The sequence below is a fragment of the Klebsiella spallanzanii genome, assembly GCF_902158555.1.
GTDB classification, from domain to species: Bacteria; Pseudomonadota; Gammaproteobacteria; order Enterobacterales; family Enterobacteriaceae; genus Klebsiella; species Klebsiella spallanzanii.
The window spans coordinates 17,515-41,787 of sequence record NZ_CABGGS010000004.1; the positions used below are offsets into that span (position 1 = coordinate 17,515).

21 protein-coding genes are annotated in these 24,273 nt (G+C 56.0%); 9 read left to right on the forward strand and 12 right to left on the reverse strand.

Features of this window, described 5'->3' with window-relative positions; all coding sequences use genetic code 11:
- Positions 1 to 77: 77 nt before the first annotated feature.
- A complete protein-coding gene (locus FN082_RS06445) occupies positions 78 to 311 on the forward strand; it encodes a YgdI/YgdR family lipoprotein (protein ID WP_139536910.1) in 234 nt (77 codons plus the stop codon).
- Between the two features lie 43 nt (positions 312 to 354).
- Here FN082_RS06445 and FN082_RS06450 read toward each other — a convergent pair whose 3' ends face one another.
- From FN082_RS06450 to idnO, 3 genes are read right to left on the reverse strand one after another with little or no spacing between them, the layout of a single operon-like run.
- Positions 355 to 822: a YhcH/YjgK/YiaL family protein gene (locus FN082_RS06450; RefSeq protein WP_139536911.1), complete on the reverse strand. Its 468-nt coding sequence runs from the start codon at positions 820 to 822 to the stop codon at positions 355 to 357.
- Positions 819 to 1,349, reverse strand: a complete 531-nt coding sequence (locus FN082_RS06455) for a gluconokinase (protein ID WP_139536912.1) — start codon at positions 1,347 to 1,349, stop codon at positions 819 to 821. Before FN082_RS06455 ends, FN082_RS06450 begins: the two co-directional genes overlap by 4 nt.
- A gap of 14 nt (positions 1,350 to 1,363) precedes the next feature.
- The gene (idnO, locus tag FN082_RS06460) at positions 1,364 to 2,128 is read right to left on the reverse strand and encodes a gluconate 5-dehydrogenase (RefSeq protein ID WP_139536913.1); all 765 of its coding nucleotides are present in this window, start codon (positions 2,126 to 2,128) and stop codon (positions 1,364 to 1,366) included.
- Between the two features lie 267 nt (positions 2,129 to 2,395).
- Between idnO and FN082_RS06465 the strand changes: the two genes are divergently transcribed.
- From FN082_RS06465 to folA, 6 genes are all read left to right on the forward strand, one after another.
- Positions 2,396 to 3,388, forward strand: a complete 993-nt coding sequence (locus FN082_RS06465) for a LacI family DNA-binding transcriptional regulator (protein WP_142464326.1) — start codon at positions 2,396 to 2,398, stop codon at positions 3,386 to 3,388.
- 210 nt (positions 3,389 to 3,598) lie between these two features.
- Complete coding sequence (locus tag FN082_RS06470) at positions 3,599 to 4,549, forward strand: 2-hydroxyacid dehydrogenase (protein WP_139536915.1); 951 nt, start codon at positions 3,599 to 3,601, stop codon at positions 4,547 to 4,549.
- 72 nt (positions 4,550 to 4,621) lie between these two features.
- The gene (locus FN082_RS06475) at positions 4,622 to 5,926 is read left to right on the forward strand and encodes an MFS transporter (RefSeq protein WP_139536916.1); all 1,305 of its coding nucleotides are present in this window, start codon (positions 4,622 to 4,624) and stop codon (positions 5,924 to 5,926) included.
- A 219-nt stretch (positions 5,927 to 6,145) separates the two neighbouring features.
- Entirely contained in the window at positions 6,146 to 6,679 is a 534-nt protein-coding gene (gene kefF / locus FN082_RS06480; protein WP_139536917.1) for a glutathione-regulated potassium-efflux system oxidoreductase KefF, read from the forward strand.
- A complete protein-coding gene (gene kefC / locus FN082_RS06485) occupies positions 6,672 to 8,537 on the forward strand; it encodes a glutathione-regulated potassium-efflux system protein KefC (RefSeq protein ID WP_142981319.1) in 1,866 nt (621 codons plus the stop codon). The genes kefF and kefC overlap by 8 nt, the downstream gene beginning before the upstream one ends.
- Positions 8,538 to 8,734: 197 nt before the next feature.
- The gene (gene folA / locus FN082_RS06490) at positions 8,735 to 9,214 is read left to right on the forward strand and encodes a type 3 dihydrofolate reductase (protein WP_004098524.1); all 480 of its coding nucleotides are present in this window, start codon (positions 8,735 to 8,737) and stop codon (positions 9,212 to 9,214) included.
- Positions 9,215 to 9,253: 39 nt separating this feature from the next.
- Here folA and apaH read toward each other — a convergent pair whose 3' ends face one another.
- The 6 genes from apaH to lptD form a co-directional block, all read right to left on the reverse strand.
- The gene (gene apaH / locus FN082_RS06495; RefSeq protein ID WP_139536919.1) at positions 9,254 to 10,102 is read right to left on the reverse strand and encodes a bis(5'-nucleosyl)-tetraphosphatase (symmetrical) ApaH; all 849 of its coding nucleotides are present in this window, start codon (positions 10,100 to 10,102) and stop codon (positions 9,254 to 9,256) included.
- Between the two features lie 4 nt (positions 10,103 to 10,106).
- Positions 10,107 to 10,484: a Co2+/Mg2+ efflux protein ApaG gene (gene apaG / locus FN082_RS06500; RefSeq protein ID WP_139536920.1), complete on the reverse strand. Its 378-nt coding sequence runs from the start codon at positions 10,482 to 10,484 to the stop codon at positions 10,107 to 10,109.
- Between the two features lie 2 nt (positions 10,485 to 10,486).
- Positions 10,487 to 11,308 carry a 16S rRNA (adenine(1518)-N(6)/adenine(1519)-N(6))-dimethyltransferase RsmA gene (gene rsmA / locus FN082_RS06505; protein WP_142981320.1) on the reverse strand — a complete coding sequence of 274 codons (822 nt, stop codon included), beginning with the start codon at positions 11,306 to 11,308 and terminating at the stop codon, positions 10,487 to 10,489.
- Entirely contained in the window at positions 11,305 to 12,294 is a 990-nt protein-coding gene (pdxA, locus tag FN082_RS06510) for a 4-hydroxythreonine-4-phosphate dehydrogenase PdxA (protein WP_185931950.1), read from the reverse strand. Before pdxA ends, rsmA begins: the two co-directional genes overlap by 4 nt.
- A gap of 108 nt (positions 12,295 to 12,402) precedes the next feature.
- The gene (gene surA, locus FN082_RS06515) at positions 12,403 to 13,689 is read right to left on the reverse strand and encodes a peptidylprolyl isomerase SurA (RefSeq protein ID WP_139536922.1); all 1,287 of its coding nucleotides are present in this window, start codon (positions 13,687 to 13,689) and stop codon (positions 12,403 to 12,405) included.
- 54 nt (positions 13,690 to 13,743) lie between these two features.
- On the reverse strand, positions 13,744 to 16,140 hold the full coding sequence (gene lptD / locus FN082_RS06520; RefSeq protein ID WP_142981321.1) for an LPS assembly protein LptD: 2,397 nt from the start codon (positions 16,138 to 16,140) through the stop codon (positions 13,744 to 13,746).
- Between the two features lie 244 nt (positions 16,141 to 16,384).
- Here lptD and djlA point away from each other — a divergent pair, with 244 nt between their 5' ends.
- Positions 16,385 to 17,212 (forward strand): co-chaperone DjlA, encoded by an 828-nt coding sequence (gene djlA, locus FN082_RS06525; RefSeq protein ID WP_139536924.1) that lies wholly within the window; start codon positions 16,385 to 16,387, stop codon positions 17,210 to 17,212.
- Positions 17,213 to 17,493: 281 nt separating this feature from the next.
- The gene (citX, locus tag FN082_RS06530; RefSeq protein ID WP_142981322.1) at positions 17,494 to 18,033 is read left to right on the forward strand and encodes a citrate lyase holo-[acyl-carrier protein] synthase; all 540 of its coding nucleotides are present in this window, start codon (positions 17,494 to 17,496) and stop codon (positions 18,031 to 18,033) included.
- A gap of 82 nt (positions 18,034 to 18,115) precedes the next feature.
- Here citX and rluA read toward each other — a convergent pair whose 3' ends face one another.
- The 3 genes from rluA to polB form a co-directional block, all read right to left on the reverse strand.
- Positions 18,116 to 18,775, reverse strand: coding sequence for a bifunctional tRNA pseudouridine(32) synthase/23S rRNA pseudouridine(746) synthase RluA (gene rluA / locus FN082_RS06535; RefSeq protein ID WP_139536926.1), 660 nt, complete (start codon positions 18,773 to 18,775; stop codon positions 18,116 to 18,118).
- A 12-nt stretch (positions 18,776 to 18,787) separates the two neighbouring features.
- Complete coding sequence (gene rapA, locus FN082_RS06540) at positions 18,788 to 21,694, reverse strand: RNA polymerase-associated protein RapA (protein WP_139536927.1); 2,907 nt, start codon at positions 21,692 to 21,694, stop codon at positions 18,788 to 18,790.
- A gap of 187 nt (positions 21,695 to 21,881) precedes the next feature.
- On the reverse strand, positions 21,882 to 24,239 hold the full coding sequence (gene polB, locus FN082_RS06545; protein ID WP_142981323.1) for a DNA polymerase II: 2,358 nt from the start codon (positions 24,237 to 24,239) through the stop codon (positions 21,882 to 21,884).
- Positions 24,240 to 24,273: the final 34 nt, after the last annotated feature.

Sequence of the window (24,273 nt, forward strand, 5' to 3'; positions counted from 1 at the left end):
TTCGCTGCGTCGCCGCCTGCCTGCAACTCGAATTATTTGGGGTATTATTTTTGACTGAATAACGGGAGAGAAACACGATGCAATTCAAACCACTCACTGCGGCGATTTTTACCGCTGCTGCACTGTTTACCGTCGCCGGGTGTTCAACCAATCAGTCGCTAAAAACTACCGATGGCAGAACCATTGTGACTGATGGCAAACCACAGGTAGATGAAGACACCGGGCTGGTGTCTTACAAAAACGCGGAAACTGGCCGCACCGAGCAGATCAATCGCGATCAGGTGAAATCGATGGATGAACTGGATAACTAAGCGTTATCCCTGGCCCCGCGAGAAGTGCGGCGGGGCCGGATGATTAAAGCAAGGCCTTGTCGATTTTGACGATAATCTTGCGCAGCGGCGCGCCCGCATCCATCGCCGCCATGGGCCGATGCAGTTCGCCAGGGAACAGGATTGCCAGCTCTTCAGGATGAAGATGAATCAGCGTTTCGCTGCTGATTGTCCGGCAAAATCCAATATCATGCGCCGTATTAAATGGCCCATCTTCTACGATCTCCAGACCCTTATTACCGGCACCGATAATTTCTTCGCCTTTCAGCACAATATGAATATCTATGTACTGACGATGATATTCCGGACGCTGCTCCGCGAGCGGTTTAGTGCTGCCTTCAACGACGGTAAAAAACAGATTATCACCATCGACGGTGTATTTCCCCGGCGGCAGAGCGTGCGGCTCCTGCTGCAGAACTGCCAGCAGCGCCTGACGGATGACCGGCGGGTAAAAGCTATTATTGGCGGCGGCGGTTAAGGTATCGATAATCATGCCGGGATCCCCTGTAATTGATGATGGTCGAGTAACGTGATGGAGTGCGCCACAATGCTCGCGACATCGGGCGCAATATCGACGGCTAAAATGTCGTTTTCGCTGGCGTCCGGGGTTTCCAGCGCGGCGAACTGGCTGCGAAGCAGGGCCTCCGGCATAAAGTGGCCCTTACGTGCTTGCATACGCTGCAAAATGCAGTCGTAGTCGCCGGTCAGCCACAGGAAGCGTAAATGGGGATTGCCCTCTCGCAGCTGGTCGCGGTAGCGCTTTTTCAGCGCCGAGCACACCAGCACGCCGGATTCGTTCTTCTGCCCGAGGCTGAAAATCACATCGCCGATACGTTCCAGCCACGGCTGGCGATCGTCATCATCAAGCGGTTGGCTGGCGGCCATTTTGACGATATTTTTGCGTGGATGCAGATCGTCGCCATCAATAAATTTTGCGCCAAGCGCCTGGGCTAAAGCCTGACCGACGGTGGTTTTGCCGGTCCCGGAGACGCCCATTAAAATAATGCATTGCCCTGCCATAGTGAGCTCCTTGTTCAGACGGCAACCAGCATCCCGCCGTCGACGAACAGCAGGTGGCCATTAACGAAATCCGAGGCTTTGGATGATAAAAAGACCGCTGCGCCAACCAGCTCCTGCGGGTCGCCCCAGCGGGCGGCGGGCGTACGTTTACACAGCCAGTCGGTGAATGCTTTATCATCAACCAGCGCCTGGGTCATGGCGGTTTTAAAGTAGCCTGGCGCAATACCGTTGACCTGGATGTTATAGCGCGCCAGCTCGACGCACATCCCACGGGTCAGCATTTTTACTGCGCCTTTCGCCGCAGCGTATGGGGTTATCGTGTCGCGCCCGAGTTCGCTCTGCATTGAGCAGATATTGACGATTTTTCCCTGCCGGCGGTCAATCATGCGTTTGGCGACGGCCTGGGAAACGAGAAATACGGCGGTTTGGTTGACCGAAATAACGTCGTTCCACTCCTGTACCGGAAATTCGGTAAACGGGTGGCGGCGCTGAATTCCGGCATTATTAAATAACACGTCAATTACGCCAATTTCATTTTCAATTTGATTAATGGCTTTTTCTACGGAATCGGCATCGGTAACGTTAAATACTGCCGCATGTGCGATAGCGCCTTCATCGCGTAATTTCATTACCGCATCATCAGCGCGCGATGCCGAAATATCGTTAATAATAATTTCTGCACCATATTGCGCAAGGCCCTGCGCCATGACAAAACCAATACCCTGTCCCGCGCCAGTAATTAAAATACGTTTGCCTTGTAAGCTGAAAAGATCTTTCATCTTGATATCCTGATTAACGGCTGAATATATACCCGTCATACTTCAACGTAAGTGGAATAACCTGTGCTCTATCTCACGGATTTTCGACGGGTAAAACTGTGATGCAGATCACTCAAAATCATGTTACTAAAAGGGGTTACGTTAAACGTGAAGCGGGGCGGAAATTACCGTCGCTCAGCGGGTTAACCGGACAGCGGTAAGATTCTCTTTTCAACCAGCGGCAGGCATAATGGCCTGATGCAGTGGATGTATTTGACAGGCCGATAGATGAAAGCACAACGCATTACGCTCAATGATATTGCAGCGCTGGCGGGCGTAACCAAAATGACCGTTAGCCGCTATTTACGCACGCCGGATAAAGTGAAGCCTGAAACGGCGGAGCGTATCGCCAGCGTCATTGCCGAAATCGGCTATGAGCCGGATCCCGATAACCCGGCGATGATTAGCGTTGCCGTTCCGCGTATTGGCGTACTTATTCCCTCCTTTCATAATCAAATTTTTGCCGATCTGCTGGCCGGGATTGAATCAGTCACCGCAGCCCACGGCTACCAGACGCTGGTGGTGAACTATGATTACGACCGCCAGCGTGAAGAGGAACAAATTGCCGCCGTGCTGGCCTTCAACGTCAAAGGTCTGCTGCTAACCGAGTCGGCCCACACGCTACGGGCGGATAAATACCTCAATGCGGCGAAAATTCCCGTGGCTGAAGTGATGGGGCTGACGGACAACGTCGGGCGCATTAATGTCGGCTTCGATAACGTCAAAGCCGGATTTGATATGACCAATATGCTGCTGGCGAGCGGCAAGCGGCGGGTTATCTACTTTGGCTCGATGTCTGACGTGCGCGACGAGCAGCGCTACGCGGGTTACTGCCAGGCGATGACCAGTGCCGGATTGCCGCAGGGACGTATCGCACCGAATAAGGTATCGTCGGTATCGATAGGGACTGGAATGATGACCCTGGCGCGGCAGATGTATGCCGATATGGACGCAATTTTGTGTACCAATGACGATCTGGCGGTCGGCGTGTTACAGGAGTGCCTCGCTTCCGGTATCAATGTACCGCAGGAGCTGGCGATCGCCGGTTTTCATGGCCTGGAGATTGGGCAGATAGTGTCCCCGCGTCTTGCCAGCGTGCTGACCCCGCGCTTTGAAATGGGTAAAGTCGCGACAGAGATCTTAATTAAGAAAATCAAAGGACTGCCTACCATTGAAAAAGTGGATCTGCATTATCGGCTGTCGATGGGGGAAACGATTTAAACCTGGTAGAGCGCAGATAGCGCGGTGTTAGCAGAAAGTTAACGCATTGCCCACAGCCCACCTGCAGAAGGCCGGTTTTGTCTTAGCGATCACGGAGAGCGTAACAGCTATTTTTAACACGATTCAGCGTGACGCAGATCGCAAAAAACCACACAGAAAACCCGTTTGATAGTGACTACCGTCGTACTGAACTATCAAACAGGTGATCTGATGAATAATGCTATTACCCGCGCCGTCCTTTTAGTGGCCCCCGTTATTGACACTCTGCAGGCGCAACTGGCCGCCGAGTTTCCGCTGTATCGCCTGTATGAGCAGGAAGACCCGATCGCTTTTCTGCGCGAGCAGGGGGAGAACATTGCTGCCGTCGTGACCCGAGGCGATGTTGGCGTACAGAATAGCGTTCTGGAGCTGCTGCCGCACGTTGGGTTGATTGCTATCTTCGGCGTGGGTACTGATGCCGTCGATGTAGATTTCGCGCGTTCCCGGCAAATTGCCGTCTCTATCACTTCCGGCGTGTTGACCAACGATGTTGCCGACCTGGCGATGGGGCTGTTGCTGGCCGGTTCGCGTCAGCTGTGTCAGGGCGATCGTTTTGTACGAGAAGGGCGCTGGCTGAACGGCGGACTGCCGCTGGCAACCCAGGTGAGCGGCAAACGCATTGGCCTGCTGGGGATGGGCAATATCGGTCAGGCTATCGCCCGCCGCGCGAGCGGATTCGATATGGAAGTGCTCTATACCGATCGCAAAAAGGTTAAAGGACTGCGCTATCAGTGGTGCGCGGATCTGCACACGCTGGCCCACGAAAGCGACTTTCTGGTGATCGCGGCTTCGGGCGGCGAAGCTAACCGCGGGCTGATTGATGCTTCCGTGTTTAACGTCATGCCGAAACACGCCTGGCTGATTAATATCGCCCGTGGCTCGCTGGTGGACGAAAAAGCGCTGATTCATGCGTTACAAAACGGTGTTATCGCCGGAGCGGGTCTTGATGTCTTCGAAGATGAGCCAAACGTACCGGCTGAACTCATTGCGCTCGATAATGTGGTCCTGCAACCGCACGTTGCCAGCGCCACTCACGAGACGCGGCAGAAAATGAGCGATGTGGTATACGCCAACGTAGTCGCTTATTTCTCCGGTGCGGAATTACCCAACGCGATTAATTAATTATCATCTCTTTTTCTCTGCCCCTACGCTCACTTTATTACAATGATAACCTCTGCATAGAGAGTGCGATATATGAACGATAAAATTCCCAGCACCCGCTGGCTGCGTATTATTACGCCGGTGTTGATCGCCTGTATTATTTCGTTTATGGACCGGGTTAATATTAGCTTTGCGCTGCCCGGTGGAATGGAAACCGATTTAGGTATTACCAGCCAGATGGCCGGTGTCGCCAGCGGAATATTTTTTATTGGCTATTTATTTTTGCAAATTCCCGGCGGCAGAATTGCGGTAAACGGCAGTGGGAAGAAATTTATTGCCTGGTCGCTGGTGGCCTGGGCGGTGGTCTCTATCGCCACCGGTTTTGTCACGCACGAATATCAGCTGCTGGTGCTGCGTTTTATTCTCGGCGTTTCTGAAGGGGGAATGCTGCCGGTAGTGTTGACCATGATCAGCAACTGGTTCCCGGAGAAAGAGATCGGTCGGGCGAATGCTTTCGTGATGATGTTTGCCCCGCTGGGCGGCATGCTGACCGCGCCGGTGTCGGGTGCGATTATCGCGGCGCTCGACTGGCGCTGGCTGTTTATTATCGAAGGTCTGCTGTCGATAGTGGTGCTGGTGGTGTGGTGGTTTATGATTAGCGACCGTCCGGAAGAGGCGCGCTGGTTGCCGGAAAGTGAACGCCATTATCTGGTCAGCACCCTGGCCGCCGAGCGGGCGGCGAAGCTGGCGGAAGCGCCGGTAAGCAACGCGCCGGTCAAAGACGTGTTTCGCAACCCTGGCCTGATGAAGCTGGTGATCCTCAACTTCTTCTACCAGACCGGTGATTATGGCTACACGCTGTGGCTGCCGACCATCCTGAAGGGGCTGACCGGCGGTAGCATGGCCAGCGTCGGGTTCCTCGCCATACTGCCGTTCATGGCGACGCTGGCAGGGATCTACGTGATTTCGCTGTTCAGCGACCGCAGCGGCAAACGCCGTCTGTGGGTTCGTTTCTCGCTTTACTGCTTCGCAGCGGCGCTGGTGGCCTCGGTATTATTGCGTGAACATGTGGTGGCGGCCTATATCGCGCTGGTGGTCTGCGGCTTCTTCCTGAAATCGGCAACCAGCCCCTTCTGGTCGATGCCTGGACGTATCGCCTCGCCGGAGGTAGCCGGTAGCGCGCGCGGCGTGATTAACGGCCTGGGTAACCTTGGTGGGTTCTGCGGTCCTTATCTGGTGGGGGTGATGATTTATCTTTACGGGCAGAACGTGGCGGTTTGCGCACTGGCCGGATCGTTAATTATTGCCGGGACCATTACCTTCCTGCTGCCGAAGAAGTGCGACCTCGATACCACTCAGCCGGATGTCGCGGCCACCAAACAACCGCGGAATGCGTAACACTATGAGATTAAACCCTAAATAATTCGAGTTGCTTAAAGGCGGCAAGGGAGTAAATCCCCGGGAGCATAGATAACTATGTGACTGGGGTGAACGCGCGTAGCCAACGCATAAGCAACTTGAAGTATGACGGGTATAAATCACACTTATCATTGTAAGCGATTCAATTAACTGTCTACACTCTTGCTGATTACAACAAGAGCTAACGCAGGCTAATCAATGATTCTCATAATTTATGCGCACCCTTATCCGCAGCACTCGCATGCGAATAAGCGGATGCTTGAGCAGGCAGGGACGCTTGATGGCGTAGAGATACGCTCCCTCTATCAACTTTACCCCGATTTCAATATCGATATCGCCGCCGAACAGGCGGCGCTGGCCCGCGCCGATCTGGTTATCTGGCAGCATCCGATGCAGTGGTACAGCGTGCCGCCGCTACTGAAGCTGTGGATGGATAAGGTGTTATCGCACGGCTGGGCATACGGCCACAATGGTATCGCGCTGCGCGGGAAATCGCTGATGTGGGCGGTGACCACCGGTGGCGGCGAAAGCCACTTTGCTATCGGTTCATTCCCCGGTTTTGACGTTCTGGCGCAACCGCTGCAGGCGACGGGTCTGTACTGCGGGATGAAATGGCTGCCGCCGTTTGCCATGCATTGCACCTTTGTCTGCGATGACGAAACTCTTCAGGCGCAAGCGCGCCACTATCGGCAACGCTTAATTGAATGGCAGGAGGCGCACAATAATGGATAGCCATACGCTCATACAGGCGCTCATCTATTTGGGGTCCGCGGCGCTGATTGTGCCGATTGCCGTACGTCTTGGGCTGGGGTCGGTGCTCGGCTACTTAATCGCTGGCTGTATTATTGGCCCGTGGGGGCTACGGCTGGTCACCGATGCCGAGTCGATTCTGCATTTTGCCGAAATCGGCGTGGTGCTGATGCTTTTTGTTATTGGCCTGGAACTGGATCCTCAGCGTCTCTGGAAGCTGCGCGCTTCGGTATTTGGCGGCGGGGCGTTGCAGATGGTGGTCTGCGGGGCGCTGATCGGCCTGTTCTGTATGTCGCTAGGCCTGCGCTGGCAGGTAGCGGAGCTGATTGGCATGACGCTGGCGCTCTCCTCAACGGCGATCGCTATGCAGGCGATGAACGAACGTAACCTGACGGTGACGCAGCTGGGCCGGAGCGCCTTTGCGGTGTTGCTGTTCCAGGATATCGCGGCAATTCCGCTGGTGGCGATGATCCCGCTGCTGGCGGCGAGCGGCGGTTCAACGACGCTGGGGGCGTTTGCTCTGTCAGCGCTGAAGGTGGCGGGCGCGCTGGCGCTGGTGGTGGCGCTCGGCCGCTATCTGACGAGGCCAATGCTGCGCTTTGTCGCGCGCTCCGGCCTGCGTGAGGTGTTCAGCGCCGTGGCCTTGTTCCTGGTGTTTGGCTTCGGGCTGCTGCTGGAAGAAGTTGGGCTGTCGATGGCGATGGGGGCGTTCCTTGCCGGAGTATTACTGGCAAGCTCCGAGTACCGTCATGCGCTGGAAAGCGATATTGAGCCGTTTAAAGGCCTGCTGCTGGGGTTGTTTTTTATCGGCGTCGGGATGTCTATCGACTTCGGTACCCTGGTGACTCACCCGCTGCGCATTCTTATTCTGCTGGTGGGTTTCCTGGTTATCAAGTCCGTGATGCTGTGGCTGATTGCTAAACCGTTAGGCGTACCGCGCGCCCAGCGTCGCTGGTTTGCGGTACTGCTGGGGCAGGGAAGTGAGTTTGCTTTTGTGGTGTTCGGCGCAGCGCAGATGGCCGATGTGTTGGATAGCGAGTGGGCGAAGGCGCTGACCCTGGCCGTTGCGCTATCAATGGCGGCGACGCCAATCCTGCTGGTATTGCTGACCCGTCTGGAAAAATCCGCCAGCGGCCAGGAGCGTGAAGCCGATGAGATTGATGAAGAGCAACCGCGAGTCATCATCGCCGGATTCGGGCGCTATGGGCAGATTGCTGGTCGCGTGCTGCTCTCCAGCGGCGTGAAGATGGTTATCCTCGATCACGACCCCGACCACGTCGATACCCTGCGTAAGTTTGATATGAAGGTGTTTTACGGCGACGCGACGCGGGTTGATCTGCTGGAATCCGCAGGGGCGGAAAAAGCGGAAGTGCTGATTAACGCCATCGACGATCCGCAGACCAGCCTGCAGCTGGCGGAGCTGGCAAAAGAACACTTCCCGCATCTGCAGATAATCTCCCGCGCCCGCGATGTCGATCATTACATCAAACTGCGCCAGGCCGGCGTCGAAGCGCCGGAACGTGAAACTTTCGAAGCGGCGCTGAAATCCGGGCGTATGACCCTGGAGGCGCTAGGTCTGGGGGCGTACGAGGCTCGCGAACGAGCTGACCTGTTCCGCCGTTTCAACCTGCAAATGGTTGAAGAGATGGTAGCGATGGCGGAAAACGATGCGGCATCCCGAGTGGCGGTGTTCAAGCGTACCAGCGATATGCTGACAGGCATTATCAACGAAGATCGTAATCATCTGTCGCTGGTGCAGCGTCACGGTTGGCAGGGGACGGAAGAGGGGCGGCACACGGGTGACGTCGCTGATGAGCCGCAGGATAAGCCCTCGGCATAAAGTGCATTCAGGGTGTTACGCTAGCTTTACAAGTAACAATTTGTTTTCAATTTAGATCCTGTTCTGGCGGCTCACGTGGCTTACGTGGGCTTGCCAGCAAATCTTAAAATTTTCTGATTCTTTACTCTCCGCCCAGTCGACGAAGTATTACGCTTTCCGTATAGTGGCGGCAATTTTTTGCATTCGGGAATTAATCAATGATCAGTCTGATTGCGGCGTTAGCGGTAGATCGCGTCATCGGTATGGAAAACGCCATGCCATGGAACCTGCCTGCCGATCTCGCCTGGTTTAAGCGCAATACCTTAAACAAACCGGTAGTGATGGGTCGTTTGACCTGGGAATCCATCGGTCGCCCGTTACCGGGACGTAAAAATATCGTGATTAGCAGCCAGCCCGGTACCGACGATCGCGTGCAGTGGGTAAAATCGGTCGACGAAGCCATTGCCGCCTGCGGCGATGTTGAAGAGATGATGGTGATCGGCGGTGGTCGCGTTTACGAGCAGTTTCTGCCGAAAGCGCATAAGCTCTATCTGACGCATATTGATGCGGAAGTGGAAGGCGATACCCATTTCCCGGATTACGATCCGGATGAGTGGGAGTCGGTATTCAGCGAGTTTCACGACGCTGATGCGCAGAACTCCCACAGCTACTGCTTCGAGATTCTGGAGCGTCGTTAAAGCTTTCCCCGGTGGCTATGGCTCACCGGGGGACTTTTCTCAGGAAGCGATCGCTTCGCCTTCATCAAGATTAGTCTGCCGGTTCGAAGGTTGCGTGAAGTATGTCTTATCTTCCCAGCGCAGACAGGTGAGATCGCCGCCCCAGCAGCAGCCGGTATCCAGCGCGTAAATCCCTTCCGGCGTCCCTTTTCCTTCCAGCGAAGCCCAATGACCAAAGGCAATGCTGTACTCGCTGGCCACCGGGCCAGGAATAGCAAACCACGGTTTGAGCGGCGCGGGGGCATTTTCCGGCGCCTCTTTGGCATACATATCCAACTGTCCGTTAGGAAAACAGTAGCGCATGCGGGTAAAGGCGTTAGAGATAAAGCGCAGGCGCGCCAGACCGCTGAGTTCGTTGCTCCAGTTGTTCGGCATATCGCCGTACATGGCATCGAGGAAGAAGGGATAGGAATCGCTGGAGAGTACGGCTTCCACATCGCGAGCGCACTGTTTGGCGGTTTCCAGGTCCCACTGTGGGGTGATCCCGGCATGAGCCATCACCAGCTTTTTCTCTTCATCGATTTGCATCATCGGCTGACGCCGCAGCCAGTTGAGCAGTTCGTCGGCATCCGGCGCTTCAAGCAGCGATTTCAGTCGGTCTTTCGGTTTGTTGCGGCTGATACCGGCAAAGACCGCCAGCAGATGCAGGTCGTGATTGCCCAGCACAATGCGTACGCTATCGCCAAGCAGTTTCACGAAACGCAGTACTTCGAGTGAACCAGGGCCGCGCGCGACCAGGTCGCCCGTGAGCCACAGCGTATCAACCTCAGGATTAAACTCCACCTGCTCTAATAATGCGATCAGTTCATCGTAGCAACCGTGAACGTCGCCAATAAGGTATGTAGACATTGTTTTAATGGATGAGAGTGGGTACTGCGAGACGGAAAACAGGGACGTCAATGGAGAACGGCGCGCCGTTCACATCGATCATCTCATAATGTCCCTGCATGGTGCCCAGCGGCGTTTCAATAACCGCGCCGCTGGTATATTGAAATTCGCCACCGGCCGGAATATGCGGCTGCTCGCCGACAACCCCTTCACCCTGTACTTCGGTCTCACGACCGTGGCCGTTGGTGATAAGCCAGTAGCGACCAAGAAGCTGAACCTGAGTCCGCCCCAGATTACGTATGGTGACGGTATAAGCGAAGACGTAGCGCTCTTCTTCGGGAGAAGATTGCGATTCGATATAGACGCTTTGCACCTGCACACAAACTCGGGGCGAATTAATCATGGTTAGCTCTCCTTGGTGGACGCGTTCTCAGATAACCAGTTAGCTAGCTGACAGTACTGCGCCACGGAAATATTCTCTGCGCGTTTCGCCGGATCGATACCCAGTTCGGTCAGAACCTCAACGCTGAACAGATTGCCGAGACTGTTGCGGATCGTTTTTCGACGCTGGTTAAACGCTTCGGTCGTGATACGGCTCAGTACGCGCACTTCTTTCACCGGATGCGGCAGCGTGCGGTAAGGCACCAGGCGCACCACGGCGGAATCGACTTTAGGCGGCGGCGTAAAGGCGCTCGGCGGGACTTCAAGCACCGGGATAATCTGGCAGTAGTACTGCGCCATTACGCTTAGTCGACCATACGCCTTACTGTTCGGCCCGGCAACCAGACGATTGACCACCTCTTTTTGCAGCATAAAGTGCATATCGGCAATGGCATCAGTATAGCTGAACAGATGGAACATCAGCGGGGTCGAAATGTTGTACGGCAGGTTGCCGAATACGCGCAGCGGCTGGCCCATGTTCTGCGACAGCTCGCCGAAGTTCATGGTCATCGCATCTTGCTGATAAATCGTTAGCTTCGGTCCGAGGAACGGATGCGTTTGCAGTCGCGCGGCCAGATCGCGGTCCAGCTCGATAACGGTCAGCTGGTCGAGACGCTCGCCAACCGGTTCGGTCAGCGCGGCGAGGCCGGGGCCGATTTCAACAATCGCCTGACCTTTCTGCGGGTTGATGGCCGAGACAATGCTGTCGATCACAAACTGATCGTTGAGAAAGTTTTGCCCGAAGCGTTTACGGGCTAAGTGGCCCTGATGGACTCGATTATTCATTGAGTATTAACAATCATTTTGATGGCGAGATTAAGCGCCGTGATAAAACTGCCGACTTCCGCTTTCCCCTGGCCCGCAAGTTCAAGCGCGGTGCCATGGTCAACGGAAGTGCGAATAAATGGTAAACCGAGCGTAATATTCACGCCGCGGCCAAAGCCCTGGTATTTTAGCACGGGCAGGCCCTGATCGTGATACATCGCGAGTACCGCATCGGCATGGTCGAGATATTTTGGCTGAAACAGGGTGTCTGCCGGGAGCGGGCCGCTCAGATTCATGCCCTTTGCGCGCATCTCTTCCAGCACCGGAATAATGGTATCGATCTCTTCTGTGCCCATATGGCCGCCTTCGCCCGCGTGCGGGTTCAGGCCGCAAACCAGCACGTGCGGATCTTTAATGCCAAATTTGGTCCGCAGATCGTGATGCAGGATAGTGATGATTTCGCGCAGCAGCTCAGGCGTAATCGCATCGCTTATCGCTTTAAGCGGCAGGTGAGTGGTCACCAGCGCCACGCGCAGCTCTTCGGTTGCCAGCATCATCACCACTTTACTGGCCTGCGAGCGCTCTTCGAAGAATTCGGTATGGCCGGTAAAAGCGATACCGGCATCGTTGATAATCCCCTTATGTACCGGCCCGGTAATCAACGCGGCGAATTCGCGGTTCAGACAGCCATCGCAGGCGCGAGCCAGCGTTTCCACCACGTAGCTTCCGTTGCTCACGTTGAGCAGGCCTGGTTCAACAGGCGCATTGAGCGCAACGGGGAGAAGCGTCAGGGTGCCTGCGCGCTGCGGCGTAGCGGGAACGGTGGGGTCGTAAGGCAGAAGAGATAAAGGAAGACCGAGCAGCTTCGCCCGGTCAGATAACAGCGCGCCATCGGCGCAAATCACCAGCTCTACCGGCCAGTCGCGTTGTGCAAGCTGCACCACGAGGTCGGGGCCAATCCCGGCGGGTTCACCGGGAGTGATAACAACTCGATTCATACACTTCATCCTTCAGGCTTCTCACTGGCTACGTTTCGTCGCCCTGGTCAGAGACCGGGGCGATTTGCTAGCCGCCTCGATACACCCTGAGTGATGTTGTGTATGAGGCTAATGCTATTAGTTGCTCAGAACCTTAACGTAGGCGCTGGCGCGCTGTTCTTGCATCCAGGTCGCCGCTTCTTCAGAGAATTTACGGTTCATCAGCATGCGGTAAGCACGGTCTTTCTGCGCGGCGTCGGTTCTGTCGACGTTGCGGGTATCCAGCAGCTCAATCAGGTGCCAGCCAAAGGAGGAGTGAACCGGCGCGCTGGTCTGGCCTTTGTTGAGGCGTAGAATCGCGTCGCGGAAGGCCGGATCGAAGATATCCGGCGTCGCCCAACCTAAATCACCGCCCTGGTTAGCAGAGCCTGGGTCTTCCGAAAACTCTTTAGCCGCTTTCGCAAAGGTAGTTTTTCCGCTCTTAATGTCAGCCGCGATCTGTTCAAGCTTCGCCCGAGCCTGATCGTCGTTCATGATCGGCGACGGTTTCAGCAGGATATGGCGGGCGTGAACTTCGGTAACCGAGATGTTTTTGCTGCCGCCGCGCATATCGTTAATTTTCAGGATATGGAAGCCAACGCCGGAACGTACCGGACCGACGATGTCGCCTTTTTTCGCTGTGCTCAGCGCCTGGGCGAAGATACCCGGCAGCTCCTGAATACGACCCCAGCCCATCTGGCCGCCTTTCAGCGCCTGCTGGTCGGCAGAATAGGTGATAGCTAATTTGCCGAAGTCTGCACCGCTGCGCGCCTGCTCAACGACTGAGTTTGCCTGGTCCTGAGCCTCTGCAACCTGCTCGGAGGTCGGGTTTTCCGGCAGCGGGATCAGGATGTGGCTGAGATTCAGCTCGGTGCTGGCGTCGTTCTGATCGCCAATCTGTTTTGCCAGAGTTTCAACTTCCTGCGGCAGAACGGTGATGCGACGACGCACTTCGTTGTTACGCACTTCCGAAATCGTCATCTCTTTGCGAATCTGACTACGGTAGGTGTTGTAGTTAATGCCATCGTAGGCCAGACGGCTGCGCATCTGATCCATGGTCATATTGTTTTGTTTCGCGATGTTGGCGATAGCCTGGTCGAGCTGATCGTCAGAGATCTTCACGCCCATTTTCTGGCCCATCTGCAGGACTATCTGGTCCATGATCAGACGCTCAAGGATCTGATGACGCAGGGTTGCATCATCCGGCAGCTGCTGCCCGGCCTGGCCGGCGTTAAGCTTTACCGATTGCATCAAACCATCGACGTCGCTTTCCAGAACAACGCCATTATTGACGACAGCCGCTACTTTATCGACAACCTGCGGGGCAGCGAAACTGGTATTCGCGATCATGGCGATACCGAGAAGCAGCGTTTTCCAGTTCTTCATACTTTTTCCATTTCAATTAACCGCAATTGCGGGTTACGTTTTAAACCAGCCACATCACAGGGAGCTCTGGTACGGTAAAATGTTCGAACGCAGCATTTGCTGAGTGCCGAGACCGTAATTGGAGCTCAGGCCGCGCAGCTCAATGTTAAAGCCGAAGGTGTTATCGTATTTGCTTTCGCTGCTGCTGTTATCCCAGCCGTTGATCTTACGTTCATAGCCGACGCGGATAGCGTAGCAGCAGGAGCTATACTGCACCCCTAACATCTGGTTCGCTGACTTTCTGGTATTCGTGTCGTAGTAGTACGCGCCAACGACGGCCCAACGATCGACGATTGGCCAGCTGGCGGTCATCCCCACCTGCGAAATACCATCTTTATACTGCTTAGCGGTGGAATACGAAGGCAGAGTCGCCTGAATATATTCCGGGCTCGCGTAACGATAGTTAAGTTGTACTAAACGGTTTTCGTCGCGACGGTATTCCACGGTTCCGCTACCGGTAGCGACGTTATCCAGACGTGTATCGTACTGAATTCCCCCGCGTAAACCCCAGTCATCGGTGATGCGCCAGTAGGTATCGCCAGCCCATACCAGTGAACCTCGCGTGTCGTTATTCTCCCAGTTGATGTTGTCATCACCGGTACGCGACTCGGTGAAATAGTAGATTTGACCAACGGAAATATTAAAACGTTCAACTGCGGCGGAATCATAAACGCGAGATGTGACGCCGGTAGTGAGTTGGTTGGCAGAGGCAATGCGGTCGAGGCCGCTGTATGAACGGTCGCGGAACAGGCCGCTGTAGTCTGATTGCAGCAACGTTGAGTCGTAGGTGCCAATATGGCTCTGGTCACGATACGGAATATACAGATACTGCATACGCGGTTCGAGCGTCTGGGTATAGCTCTCCTGCATATCGCGCTCGAAAACCATTTTGCCATCGACTTTAAACTGCGGCATCACGCGGTTTGCCGAATCCTTCAGAGCATTTGCGGAATTAAGCGCATTTTGATTTGAGTCTGAAGGATTATTGTTGTACTGCCGCTTAGCGTAAGCGCGGTATTCATCGATGTTGTTCTGCTGATAGTGGGTTGCCAGCAGCTTCGCCTCAGTATTGATGCTTCCCCAGCCGTTAGACAGCGGCAGGTTGATGGTTGGCTCGAAGTGAAGACGGGTCGCTTCCGGCATATTACTGTTCGAGTTAACAAAATGCACAGCTTGCCCGTAAAAATGGGTATCAAACGGGCCGACGTCGTTCTGGTAGTAGTTCACGTCCAACTGCGGCTCGGCGGAGTAAGCGTTGCTGGAGTCGCGGTCAAAGACCTGGAACTGCTTGGTGGATACGGTGGCGTCAAAGTTCTGATTTGCATAGCCTGCGCTGAGTTTTTGCGTAGCGTAGCCATCGGTACTTGAACCGTATTTGGAGCTGAAATCGTTAAAGTAGTCCGGGTCGCTGACTTTGGTGTAGTCGGCGTTAAAACGCCACACCTGATCTACGACGCCAGAATGGTTCCAGTAGAACAGCCAGCGGCGGCTGTTGCTGTCGCCAGAGTGATCGTCCTCGTAAACTTTATCCGACGGCAGGTAATCGAATTCGATTAAGCCTGCTCCTGCCTGAGTCAGATAGCGGAATTCGTTTTCCCACATCACGCCGCCGCGCTTGCTCATATAGTGCGGGGTCAGCGTGGCATCGAAGTTCGGGGCGATGTTCCAGTAGTAAGGAAGATAGAACTCCGCGCCGTTCTTGGTGCTGTATTTGGCGTTGGGGATCAGGAAGCCTGAGCGGCGCTTGTCGCCCACCGGCAGCTGCAGGTAGGGGCTGTAAAAAATCGGCACGGAACCGAGCTTAAAGCGCGCGTTCCAGATCTCCGCCACCTGCTCTTCGCGGTCGTGGATAACTTCGCTGCCGACGACGCTCCAGGTGTCAGAACCCGGCAGACAGGAGGTAAAGCTGCCGTTTTCTAAGATGGTGTAGCGGTTTTCGCCGCGCTGTTTCATTAGGTCTGCGGTACCGCGCCCCTGACGACCGACCATTTGGTAATCGCCCTGCCAGACGTTGGTATCTTTGGTGTTGAGATTCGACCAGGCTTTCGGCCCTTTAAGGATCACCTGGTTGTCGTCATAGTGAACATTACCGAGGGCATCAACCGTGCGCACCGGCTGCGGTTGACCTGCGGCCTGCTGCTGGTGAAGCTGAACCTCATCGGCCTGCAGGCGGCTGTTTCCCTGATTGATATCAACGTTGCCGGTAAATACGGCGTTATCAGGGTAATTGCCTTTCGCATGGTCGGCATCGATCGTCACCGGCAGGTCGTTAGGTTTCCCTTCGACCAAAGGACGATTGTAGCTTGGGACGCCAAGCATACACTGCGTGGCGAGATCGGCAGCGAGACCCTGCTGGCTATACAAGGCGCTGGCAATCATGGTGGCCAGGAGGCTGGGAATACGTTTTTTCATACGTTGTATTTGTTGTTCCGTCATCGTGTGGCAGCGGCTTGCAAACGGTCAGAGCCTAACGTACTCATCTTAATCGCGCTAGTGTTAATCCTGCCCGTTTACTTCCCGAGCGTTAGGCACCGTGTAGAATGACGAGTATGATAAAGCAAATTATAGGCTATGTCCCACAATTGACCGAGGCGTCAGCGCTTTGTAACGTGCGGTCATATATAGCTTAACTGGCGGCAGAGAGATTGGGGAGTCTATGCAGTATTTGGGTAAAATAATTGGCGTTGCGGTTGCGTTGATGATGGGGGGCGGCTTCTGGGGCGTGGTGCTGGGCTTTTTAGTCGGGCATATGTTTGACCGTGCGCGCAGTCGCCGGCTGAATGTTTTTGCCAACCAGCAGGAGCGCCAGTCGCTGTTCTTCTCCACCACTTTCGAAGTGATGGGGCATCTGACCAAATCTAAAGGCCGCGTCACCGAAGCCGATATTCATGTCGCCAATTTGCTGATGGATCGGATGAATCTGCACGGCGAAGCGCGAACTGCGGCTCAGCACGCATTTCGGGTAGGGAAATCAGACGATTACCCGCTGCGTGAGAAAATGCGCCAGCTGCGCAGCGTCTGCTTTGGCCGTTTCGATTTGATTCGGATGTTTCTGGAAATTCAGCTGCAGGCGGCCTTCGCCGACGGTGAGCTGCATCCGAATGAGCGCGAGGTTTTGTTTGTCATCGCCGATGAGCTGGGCATTTCTCGCGCCCAGTTCGAGCAGTTCCTGCGTATGATGCAGGGCGGCGCCCAGTTTGGCGGCGGTTCGCAGCAGCAATCGTACGGTCAGCACGGCGGCAATGCCGGCTGGCAGCAGGCGCAGCGCGGACCAACCCTCGAAGATGCCTGTAACGTATTAGGGGTGAAGCCAACCGACGACGCCGCGACCGTCAAGCGCGCCTACCGTAAGCTGATGAGCGAGCACCATCCGGATAAGCTGGTGGCGAAAGGTCTGCCGCCGGAAATGATGGAGATGGCTAAGCAAAAAGCGCAGGAGATCCAGAAAGCCTGGGAGCTGATTAAAGAGCAGCGCGGGTTTTAAGACTCTATCCTTTGGCGCTTTTTCGGGCGATATTGTTTAAAGGCATCGATTTTTATTATCAGTACGATGAATGTTCCTCTTCTTCATGATTCACCAGTTACTTCCGGATATGATTTAACTCTGTGGTAACAGGTAAATCTGTCATTTTCCGCTTCGGGGCGCAGAAAATTTCTGCGCCCCGTCTCCAAAACAGGGATCGTTTAGCGATACAATCAGCGCCATTAATCGCTACTGCGACGGCAGCCCGAACGCTGCCATTTATTAAGTGAGGAGAGGAACAAATGTCAGTGGATAGTCTCGCCCGTATGGGCGTAAGCATGGAAGCGCTGCTGGCGGCGAAAGAGCTGCGTGCGGCTCGCCAGGCCGACTGGTTAGCCCATTATCAACAGCCGGTGATTTCGCTGACCCTGGTGACGCCGGGCGCGGTGAAAGACAGCATTCGCTACCGTAATACCATGGGCGTAGCGCTGCAGGCCTGCGATCAGATGCTGTGGCAACACCGTTGGAAAACGCTGGATCGCCAGGTGCTGTGGCTGCCGACCGGGCCGGAAGCGCTGTGGTGCATTGATCATACCGCCAGCGAAGTTAAAGCGTTCTGTACTGACCTCGAGCAGACCCACCCGCTGGGCCGCCTGTGGGATATCGACGTGATTTGCCCGAAAAATGGCCTGGTTGGCCGTCAGTCAATGGGTGAAAACCAGCGCCGCTGCCTGCTGTGCGACGAACCTGCGCATGCCTGTGCCCGCAGCCGCCGTCATGACACCGATCAGGTTGTTGCTCGCGTTGAGCAGATGATTGATGCGTGGTTTGCCCGCGATTAACGTGAACGTCTCGTTTGCTGAATAAGCGATGGGATAGCCCGGGTGAGCCGCTAGCGGCACGACCCGGGACAGATCTGAACGGTCAGAAATCGACCGGTGCGCGAAACGTCATCGTGTTTCCGAACGAAGGGTGGGTGATGGTCAGCGTTTCGGCGTGCAGCAGCAGACGCTGCGCCATAGCCAACGCTTCCGGCGAGGCATAAAAGCGGTCGCCAAGAATCGGATGGCCCAGCGCCAGCATATGTACGCGCAGCTGATGCGAACGTCCGGTAATCGGCTTCAGGCGCACGCGGGCGGTATTATCCTCCGCGTACTCCAGCACTTCATACTCGGTTTGCGCCGCTTTGCCGGTTTCGTAACACACCTTCTGCTTTGGCCGGTTCGGCCAGTCGCAAATTAGCGGTAAATCAACCAGACCTTCCGCTTTTTCCGGGTGCCCCCATATGCGGGCGACATACTGCTTTTTCGGCTCGCGTTCGCGGAACTGACGCTTTAGCTCGCGCTCGGCCGCTTTGGTCAGGGCCACCACAATCACGCCGCTGGTGGCCATATCCAGCCGGTGCACCGACTCCGCCTGCGGGAAGTCGCGCTGAATGCGCGTCATCACGCTGTCTTTGTGCTCAGCAAGCCGACCCGGCACGGACAACAAGCCGCTCGGCTTGTTAACCACTATAATATGCTCATCCTGGTAGAGGATTACCAGCCAGGGATCCTGCGGCGGATTGTAGTTTTCCATCGCCATCTTCGCGTTCCGTTACTGGTGAGTGACCACGATTAAGCGCAGCGCATCAAGACGCCAGCCCGCCTGAGCCAGTGCGTCCATAACCTGCTGACGGTTGCTCTCGATAGCCGCCAGTTCATCATCGCGGATGTTCGGGTTAACGGCACGCAGCGCTTCAAGGCGCGATAGTTCAGCGGTTAGTTTATCGTCAGCTTCTTGACGAGCGGCGTCGATCAGCGCCTGGGCCGCTTTTGCGACCTGGCCTTCGCCCTGCTGCAAAATCGCATGAACGTCCTGCTGAACAGCGTTGACCAGTTTGCTGCCGGTATGGCGGTTAACCGCGCTCAGCTGGCGGTTAAAGCTTTCAAACTCCACCTGACCGGCGAGGTTGTTGCCGTTTTTGTCGAGCAGCATGCGCACCGGCGTCGGCGGCAGGAAGCGGTTGAGCTGTAGATGCTTCGGCGCCTGGGCTTCAACAACGTAAATCAGCTCCAGCAGCAGGGTTCCCACCGGCAGCGCTTTGTTCTTCAGCAGCGAGATGGTGCTGCTGCCGGTATCGCCGGAAAGGATCAGATCCAGACCGTTGATAATCAGCGGATGTTCCCAGGTGATGAACTGCGCGTCTTCGCGGGACAGGGCAACATCACGCTCGAAGGTAATGGTGCAGCCATCTTCCGGCAGGCCCGGGAAATCCGGGACCAGCATGTGGTCGGATGGGGTCAGCACAATCAGGTTTTCACCGCGATCGTCCTGGTTGATGCCGACGATATCAAACAGGTTCATGGAGAAAGCGATCAGGCTGGTGTCGTCATCCTGCTCTTCAATGCTTTCCGCCAGTGCCTGGGCTTTTTCTCCGCCGTTGGAATGGATTTCCAGCAGGCGGTCGCGGCCTTGCTCCAACTGCGCTTTCAGCGCTTCATGCTGCTGGCGGCAGGCTTTGATCAGGTCGTCGAAGCCGTCGGTGTTTTCAGGCGTGGCGAGATAGTTAATCAGCTCGTTATGTACGCTGTCGTAGACGGTTCGGCCGGTCGGGCAGGTGTGTTCGAAGGCGTCCAGACCTTCGTGATACCAGCGCACCAGTACCGACTGAGCGGTTCTTTCCAGATACGGTACGTGGATCTGGATATCGTGGGCCTGGCCGATACGGTCAAGACGGCCAATACGCTGCTCCAGCAGATCGGGGTTGAACGGCAGGTCGAACATCACCAGGTTGCTGGCGAACTGGAAGTTACGGCCTTCGGAGCCGATTTCAGAACACAGCAGCACCTGTGCGCCGGTATCTTCTTCGGCAAACCACGCGGCGGCGCGGTCGCGCTCGATGATTGACATCCCTTCGTGGAACACTGCCGCACGAATGCCTTCGCGCTCGCGCAGGACCTGCTCCAGCTGCAGCGCGGTGGCTGCTTTGGCGCAGATTACCAGCACTTTTTGCGAGCGATGGCTGGTGAGATGGCCCATCAGCCATTCGACGCGCGGGTCGAAGTTCCACCAGGTGCCAGTATCGCCTTCAAATTCCTGATAAATCTGCTCTGGATAGAGCATGTCACGGGCGCGTTCTTCGGCGGTTTTACGTGCGCCCATAATGCCAGAAACCTTGATGGCCGTCTGGTATTGGGTCGGCAACGGCAGACGAATCGTATGCAGCTCGCGTTTCGGGAAGCCTTTGACTCCGTTGCGGGTGTTGCGGAACAGCACGCGGCTGGTGCCGTGGCGGTCCATCAGCATCGAGACCAGCTCCTGGCGCGCAGCCTGGGCATCATCGCGGTCGCTGTTTGCCGCCTGCAACAGCGGCTCGATATCCTGCTCGCCGATCAGATCGCTCAGGGCGTTTAGCTCGGTGTCGTTCAGCTTATTACCCGCCAGCAGCAGGGCCACAGCGTCGGCAACCGGGCGGTAGTTTTGCTGTTCTTCAACAAACTGGGCGAAATCGTGGAAACGGTTAGGATCGAGCAGGCGCAGGCGGGCGAAGTGGCTCTCCATCCCCAGCTGTTCCGGCGTTGCGGTCAGCAGCAGAATGCCCGGTACGCGTTCAGCCAGCTGTTCAATGGCCTGGTATTCGCGGCTTGGAGCGTCTTCGCTCCACACCAGGTGATGCGCTTCATCGACGACCAGCAGATCCCATTCGGCATCGCACAGGTGTTCCAGACGTTGTTTGCTGCGGCGCACGAAATCCAGCGAGCAAATAACCAGCTGTTCGGTTTCGAACGGGTTAATGGCGTCGTGTTGGGCTTCCGCGTAACGCTCATCATCAAACAGCGAAAAGCGCAGATTAAAACGGCGCAGCATTTCCACCAGCCACTGGTGCTGCAGGGTTTCCGGGACGACAATCAGCACGCGTTCGGCGGCGCCGGAGAGCAACTGCTGATGCAGGATCATCCCGGCTTCAATGGTTTTACCGAGGCCGACTTCGTCCGCCAGCAGAACGCGCGGCGCGTGGCGGCGGCCAACATCGTGGGCGATATTCAACTGATGCGGGATCAGGCTGGTACGCTGGCCGCGCAGACCGCTCCACGGCATACGGTACTGTTCGCTCTGAAATTTACGCGCGCGATAGCGCAGGGCGAAACGGTCCATGCGGTCGATCTGCCCGGCGAACAGGCGGTCCTGCGGTTTGCTGAAGGACAGCTTGCTGTCGAGCAGCACTTCACGCAGGGTGACGTTGGCTTCCTGGGTATCAAGGCGAGTGCCGGTGTAGGCTAGCAGACCGTTCTCTTCATTAACTTCGTCAACCTGGAGCTGCCAGCCTTCGTGGCTGGTGATGGTATCGCCCGGGTTAAACATCACGCGGGTGATCGGGGAATCGTTGCGTGCGTACAGACGATTTTCGCCGATGGCAGGGAAAAGCAGGGTGACCATGCGCGCATCCAGCGCAACAACCGTCCCTAATCCCAGTTCGCTCTCTGTGTCGCTAATCCAGCGTTGACCAAGTGTAAAAGGCATATATGTTCGGCTCTTTAGTTCTTTAATTGCAGGCAATAGTTGATCATCTCCATGGAGAATCGGAGATGCGTCAAAATTGGGTCCAGGAATGGAAAGGGCGCTATATTACTGGATGGCGGAACGTTCGTCACGTCCTCCTCACCCTTCATTTTGCGGCTTTTGTGCCAATGGAATGAGTGAGAAAAAATCAAAATAGCCCCAGCTGCCCCGTCACTATTGTAGCAAAATCGTCGTCAACAAAGGGAAGAATTCCTTCGGCGACAGGCTCTAATTGCTTAGAGAGATAGTGCTCATAGTCCAGTGGGGACTGTTGATAGTCCACCGGCTCCGGCCCGCCAGTGGTCCAGACGTATTTAATGCTGCCGCGCTGCTGATACTGCTGCGGTCTGCCCAGCCTGACGTTGTGCTCGTCAGCGAGCCTTGCCGCGCGCACGTGCGGTGGCACGTTACGCTGATACTCTGCCAGCGGACGGCGCAGGCGCTTGCGGTAGACCAGCCGATCGTCAAGCTCGCCGTTCATCAGTTTATCAATGGTTTCGCGCACGTAGTTGCGATAGGGCTGATTGCGGAAGATGCGCAGGTAGAGCTCTTGCTGAAACTGCTGCGCCAGCGGCGTCCAGTCGGTGCGTACCGTCTCCAGCCCTTTAAACACCATGCGCTGTTCGCTTCCTTCCTGAATCATCCCGGCGTAGCGCTTTTTACTGCCGGTATCCGCGCCGCGAATGGTCGGCATTAAAAAGCGGCAGAAGTGGGTTTCAAACTCCAGCTCCAGGGTGCTGGTCAGGTTATCTTTGCCAAGCTCCGTCGCCCACCACTCGTTAACAAAGGCCACCAGCGAGCGGCCGATGCTGCTGGCTTCCTCTTCGCTGTGGGGGCGTTTGAGCCACACGAAGGTGGAGTCGGTATCGCCGTAGATGACGTCATAGCCCTGGGATTCAATCAGCGCTTTGGTCTGGCGCATAATCGCGTGGCCGCGCATGGTGATGGATGAGGCCAGGCGCGGATCGAAAAAGCGGCAGGCGCTGGTACCGAGTACACCGTAGAAGGCGTTCATGATGATCTTCAGCGCCTGCGACAGCGGTTTGTTTTTGTGCAGTTTAGCCTCATCGCGCCCGTGCCAGATTTGCCCGACAATCCCCGGCAGGCAGTGCTTTTCTCGCGAGAAGCGCGCGCCAAGAAAACCTTCGGTGCTGTGAGCATCATCGGGCTGCGCCAGTCCTTCAACCAGCCCTACGGGGTCGATCAGGAAGGTGCGGATAATTGACGGGTACAGGCTTTTATAGTCAAGCACCAGGACCGAGTCGTACAGGCCCGGGCGCGAGTCCATCACGTAGCCGCCGGGGCTGGCCTGCGGCGGTACTTCGCCAAGGTTTGGCGCGACGTAGCCCAGCCGGTGCATCCGCGGGAAATAGAGATGGCTGAAGGCGGCCACCGAGCCGCCGTGACGATCCGCAGGCAGGCCGTTGACCGTCGCGCGCTCCAGCAAAAACGGCATGATCTCGGTTTTATGGAAGATGCGCGTGACCAGCTCGCAGTCCTGCAGGTTGTAGGTGGCCAGCGCCGGTTTATCCTGGTTAAAGCGGCGGTCGATTTCGTCCATTCGATCCCAGGGATTATCAATGGCTTTCCCTTCGCCGAGCAGCTCGCGGGCGACCGATTCCAGGGAAAAAGAGGAGAAGTTCCAGAAGGCGGATTTCAGCGCCTCGATGCCGTCGATAATCAAGCGGCCGTTGGCCTGAGCGAAAAAGACGCCATTTTTAAACCCGTGCTCGCGCCACTCCAGCCCGCTGTTGCCGCGTCCGAGCATTAGCGGGATACGGTAGCGCTCGGCGTGCTTTTGCAGGACGCGTAAATCGAACTGCACGACGTTCCAGCCGATCAGTACGTCCGGGTCGTGTTTGGCAAACCAGGCGTTAAGCTTTTCCAGCAGCAGTGGGCGGCTGGCGACGTACTCCAGCTGAAAGTCGACGTCAGGCGGTGAGGCGGGTTCTGGCCCCAACATATAGACGATGCGCTGACCGCAGCCTTCAAGGCCGATGCAGTAAAGCTCGCCGTGGCGGCTGGTTTCGATATCCAGCGATACCCATTTTAGCGGCGGGCGGTAGTGGGGGTTGGGCTTCATCCGTGCGTTGATCAGTTGCTGGCCGCGCGCGTCACCTTCGACCCACACCGGGGCGGTGATAAAGCGCTCCATCAGATAGCGCTCCGGTGGACGAATATCGCCTTCATATACGGTGATGCCGTTTTCGCGCAGCTTTTTTTCCAGCCGCATCAACTGGCGGTGAGCGCGGCAGTAAAGGCCAAACACCGGCTGGCGATGAAAATCTTGCAGAGTAAGCGCGGCAAGGCGGTGGCCGTTTTCCCCTTGCAGCAGGCGTTCAACCTGCGCGCGATGGGATTCGGGGATGAATGCGACGGACTCCTGCGGCGGTAGAGTGACCTCAAGCGGGCCGTCATCGGTCGCCAGCCAGAAAGTCAGTTCGGTGCCCTGCGGGATATCCCGCCAGTGACGGGTCAGTAAAAAACCTTCTCGTGGCTGCGTCACGCCGTGCTCTCATCAGTAAAAACCAGGCCTGATT

What these genes read in the sequence shown, in the direction of transcription:
- FN082_RS06445 (WP_139536910.1), top strand. Translation starts at nt 78, where the DNA reads ATGCAATTCAAACCACTCACTGCGGCGATTTTTACCGCTGCTGCACTG.
- FN082_RS06450 (WP_139536911.1), bottom strand. Translation starts at nt 822, where the DNA reads ATGATTATCGATACCTTAACCGCCGCCGCCAATAATAGCTTTTACCCG.
- FN082_RS06455 (WP_139536912.1), bottom strand. Translation starts at nt 1,349, where the DNA reads ATGGCAGGGCAATGCATTATTTTAATGGGCGTCTCCGGGACCGGCAAA.
- idnO (WP_139536913.1), bottom strand. Translation starts at nt 2,128, where the DNA reads ATGAAAGATCTTTTCAGCTTACAAGGCAAACGTATTTTAATTACTGGC.
- FN082_RS06465 (WP_142464326.1), top strand. Translation starts at nt 2,396, where the DNA reads ATGAAAGCACAACGCATTACGCTCAATGATATTGCAGCGCTGGCGGGC.
- FN082_RS06470 (WP_139536915.1), top strand. Translation starts at nt 3,599, where the DNA reads ATGAATAATGCTATTACCCGCGCCGTCCTTTTAGTGGCCCCCGTTATT.
- FN082_RS06475 (WP_139536916.1), top strand. Translation starts at nt 4,622, where the DNA reads ATGAACGATAAAATTCCCAGCACCCGCTGGCTGCGTATTATTACGCCG.
- kefF (WP_139536917.1), top strand. Translation starts at nt 6,146, where the DNA reads ATGATTCTCATAATTTATGCGCACCCTTATCCGCAGCACTCGCATGCG.
- kefC (WP_142981319.1), top strand. Translation starts at nt 6,672, where the DNA reads ATGGATAGCCATACGCTCATACAGGCGCTCATCTATTTGGGGTCCGCG.
- folA (WP_004098524.1), top strand. Translation starts at nt 8,735, where the DNA reads ATGATCAGTCTGATTGCGGCGTTAGCGGTAGATCGCGTCATCGGTATG.
- apaH (WP_139536919.1), bottom strand. Translation starts at nt 10,102, where the DNA reads ATGTCTACATACCTTATTGGCGACGTTCACGGTTGCTACGATGAACTG.
- apaG (WP_139536920.1), bottom strand. Translation starts at nt 10,484, where the DNA reads ATGATTAATTCGCCCCGAGTTTGTGTGCAGGTGCAAAGCGTCTATATC.
- rsmA (WP_142981320.1), bottom strand. Translation starts at nt 11,308, where the DNA reads ATGAATAATCGAGTCCATCAGGGCCACTTAGCCCGTAAACGCTTCGGG.
- pdxA (WP_185931950.1), bottom strand. Translation starts at nt 12,294, where the DNA reads ATGAAGTGTATGAATCGAGTTGTTATCACTCCCGGTGAACCCGCCGGG.
- surA (WP_139536922.1), bottom strand. Translation starts at nt 13,689, where the DNA reads ATGAAGAACTGGAAAACGCTGCTTCTCGGTATCGCCATGATCGCGAAT.
- lptD (WP_142981321.1), bottom strand. Translation starts at nt 16,140, where the DNA reads ATGAAAAAACGTATTCCCAGCCTCCTGGCCACCATGATTGCCAGCGCC.
- djlA (WP_139536924.1), top strand. Translation starts at nt 16,385, where the DNA reads ATGCAGTATTTGGGTAAAATAATTGGCGTTGCGGTTGCGTTGATGATG.
- citX (WP_142981322.1), top strand. Translation starts at nt 17,494, where the DNA reads ATGTCAGTGGATAGTCTCGCCCGTATGGGCGTAAGCATGGAAGCGCTG.
- rluA (WP_139536926.1), bottom strand. Translation starts at nt 18,775, where the DNA reads ATGGCGATGGAAAACTACAATCCGCCGCAGGATCCCTGGCTGGTAATC.
- rapA (WP_139536927.1), bottom strand. Translation starts at nt 21,694, where the DNA reads ATGCCTTTTACACTTGGTCAACGCTGGATTAGCGACACAGAGAGCGAA.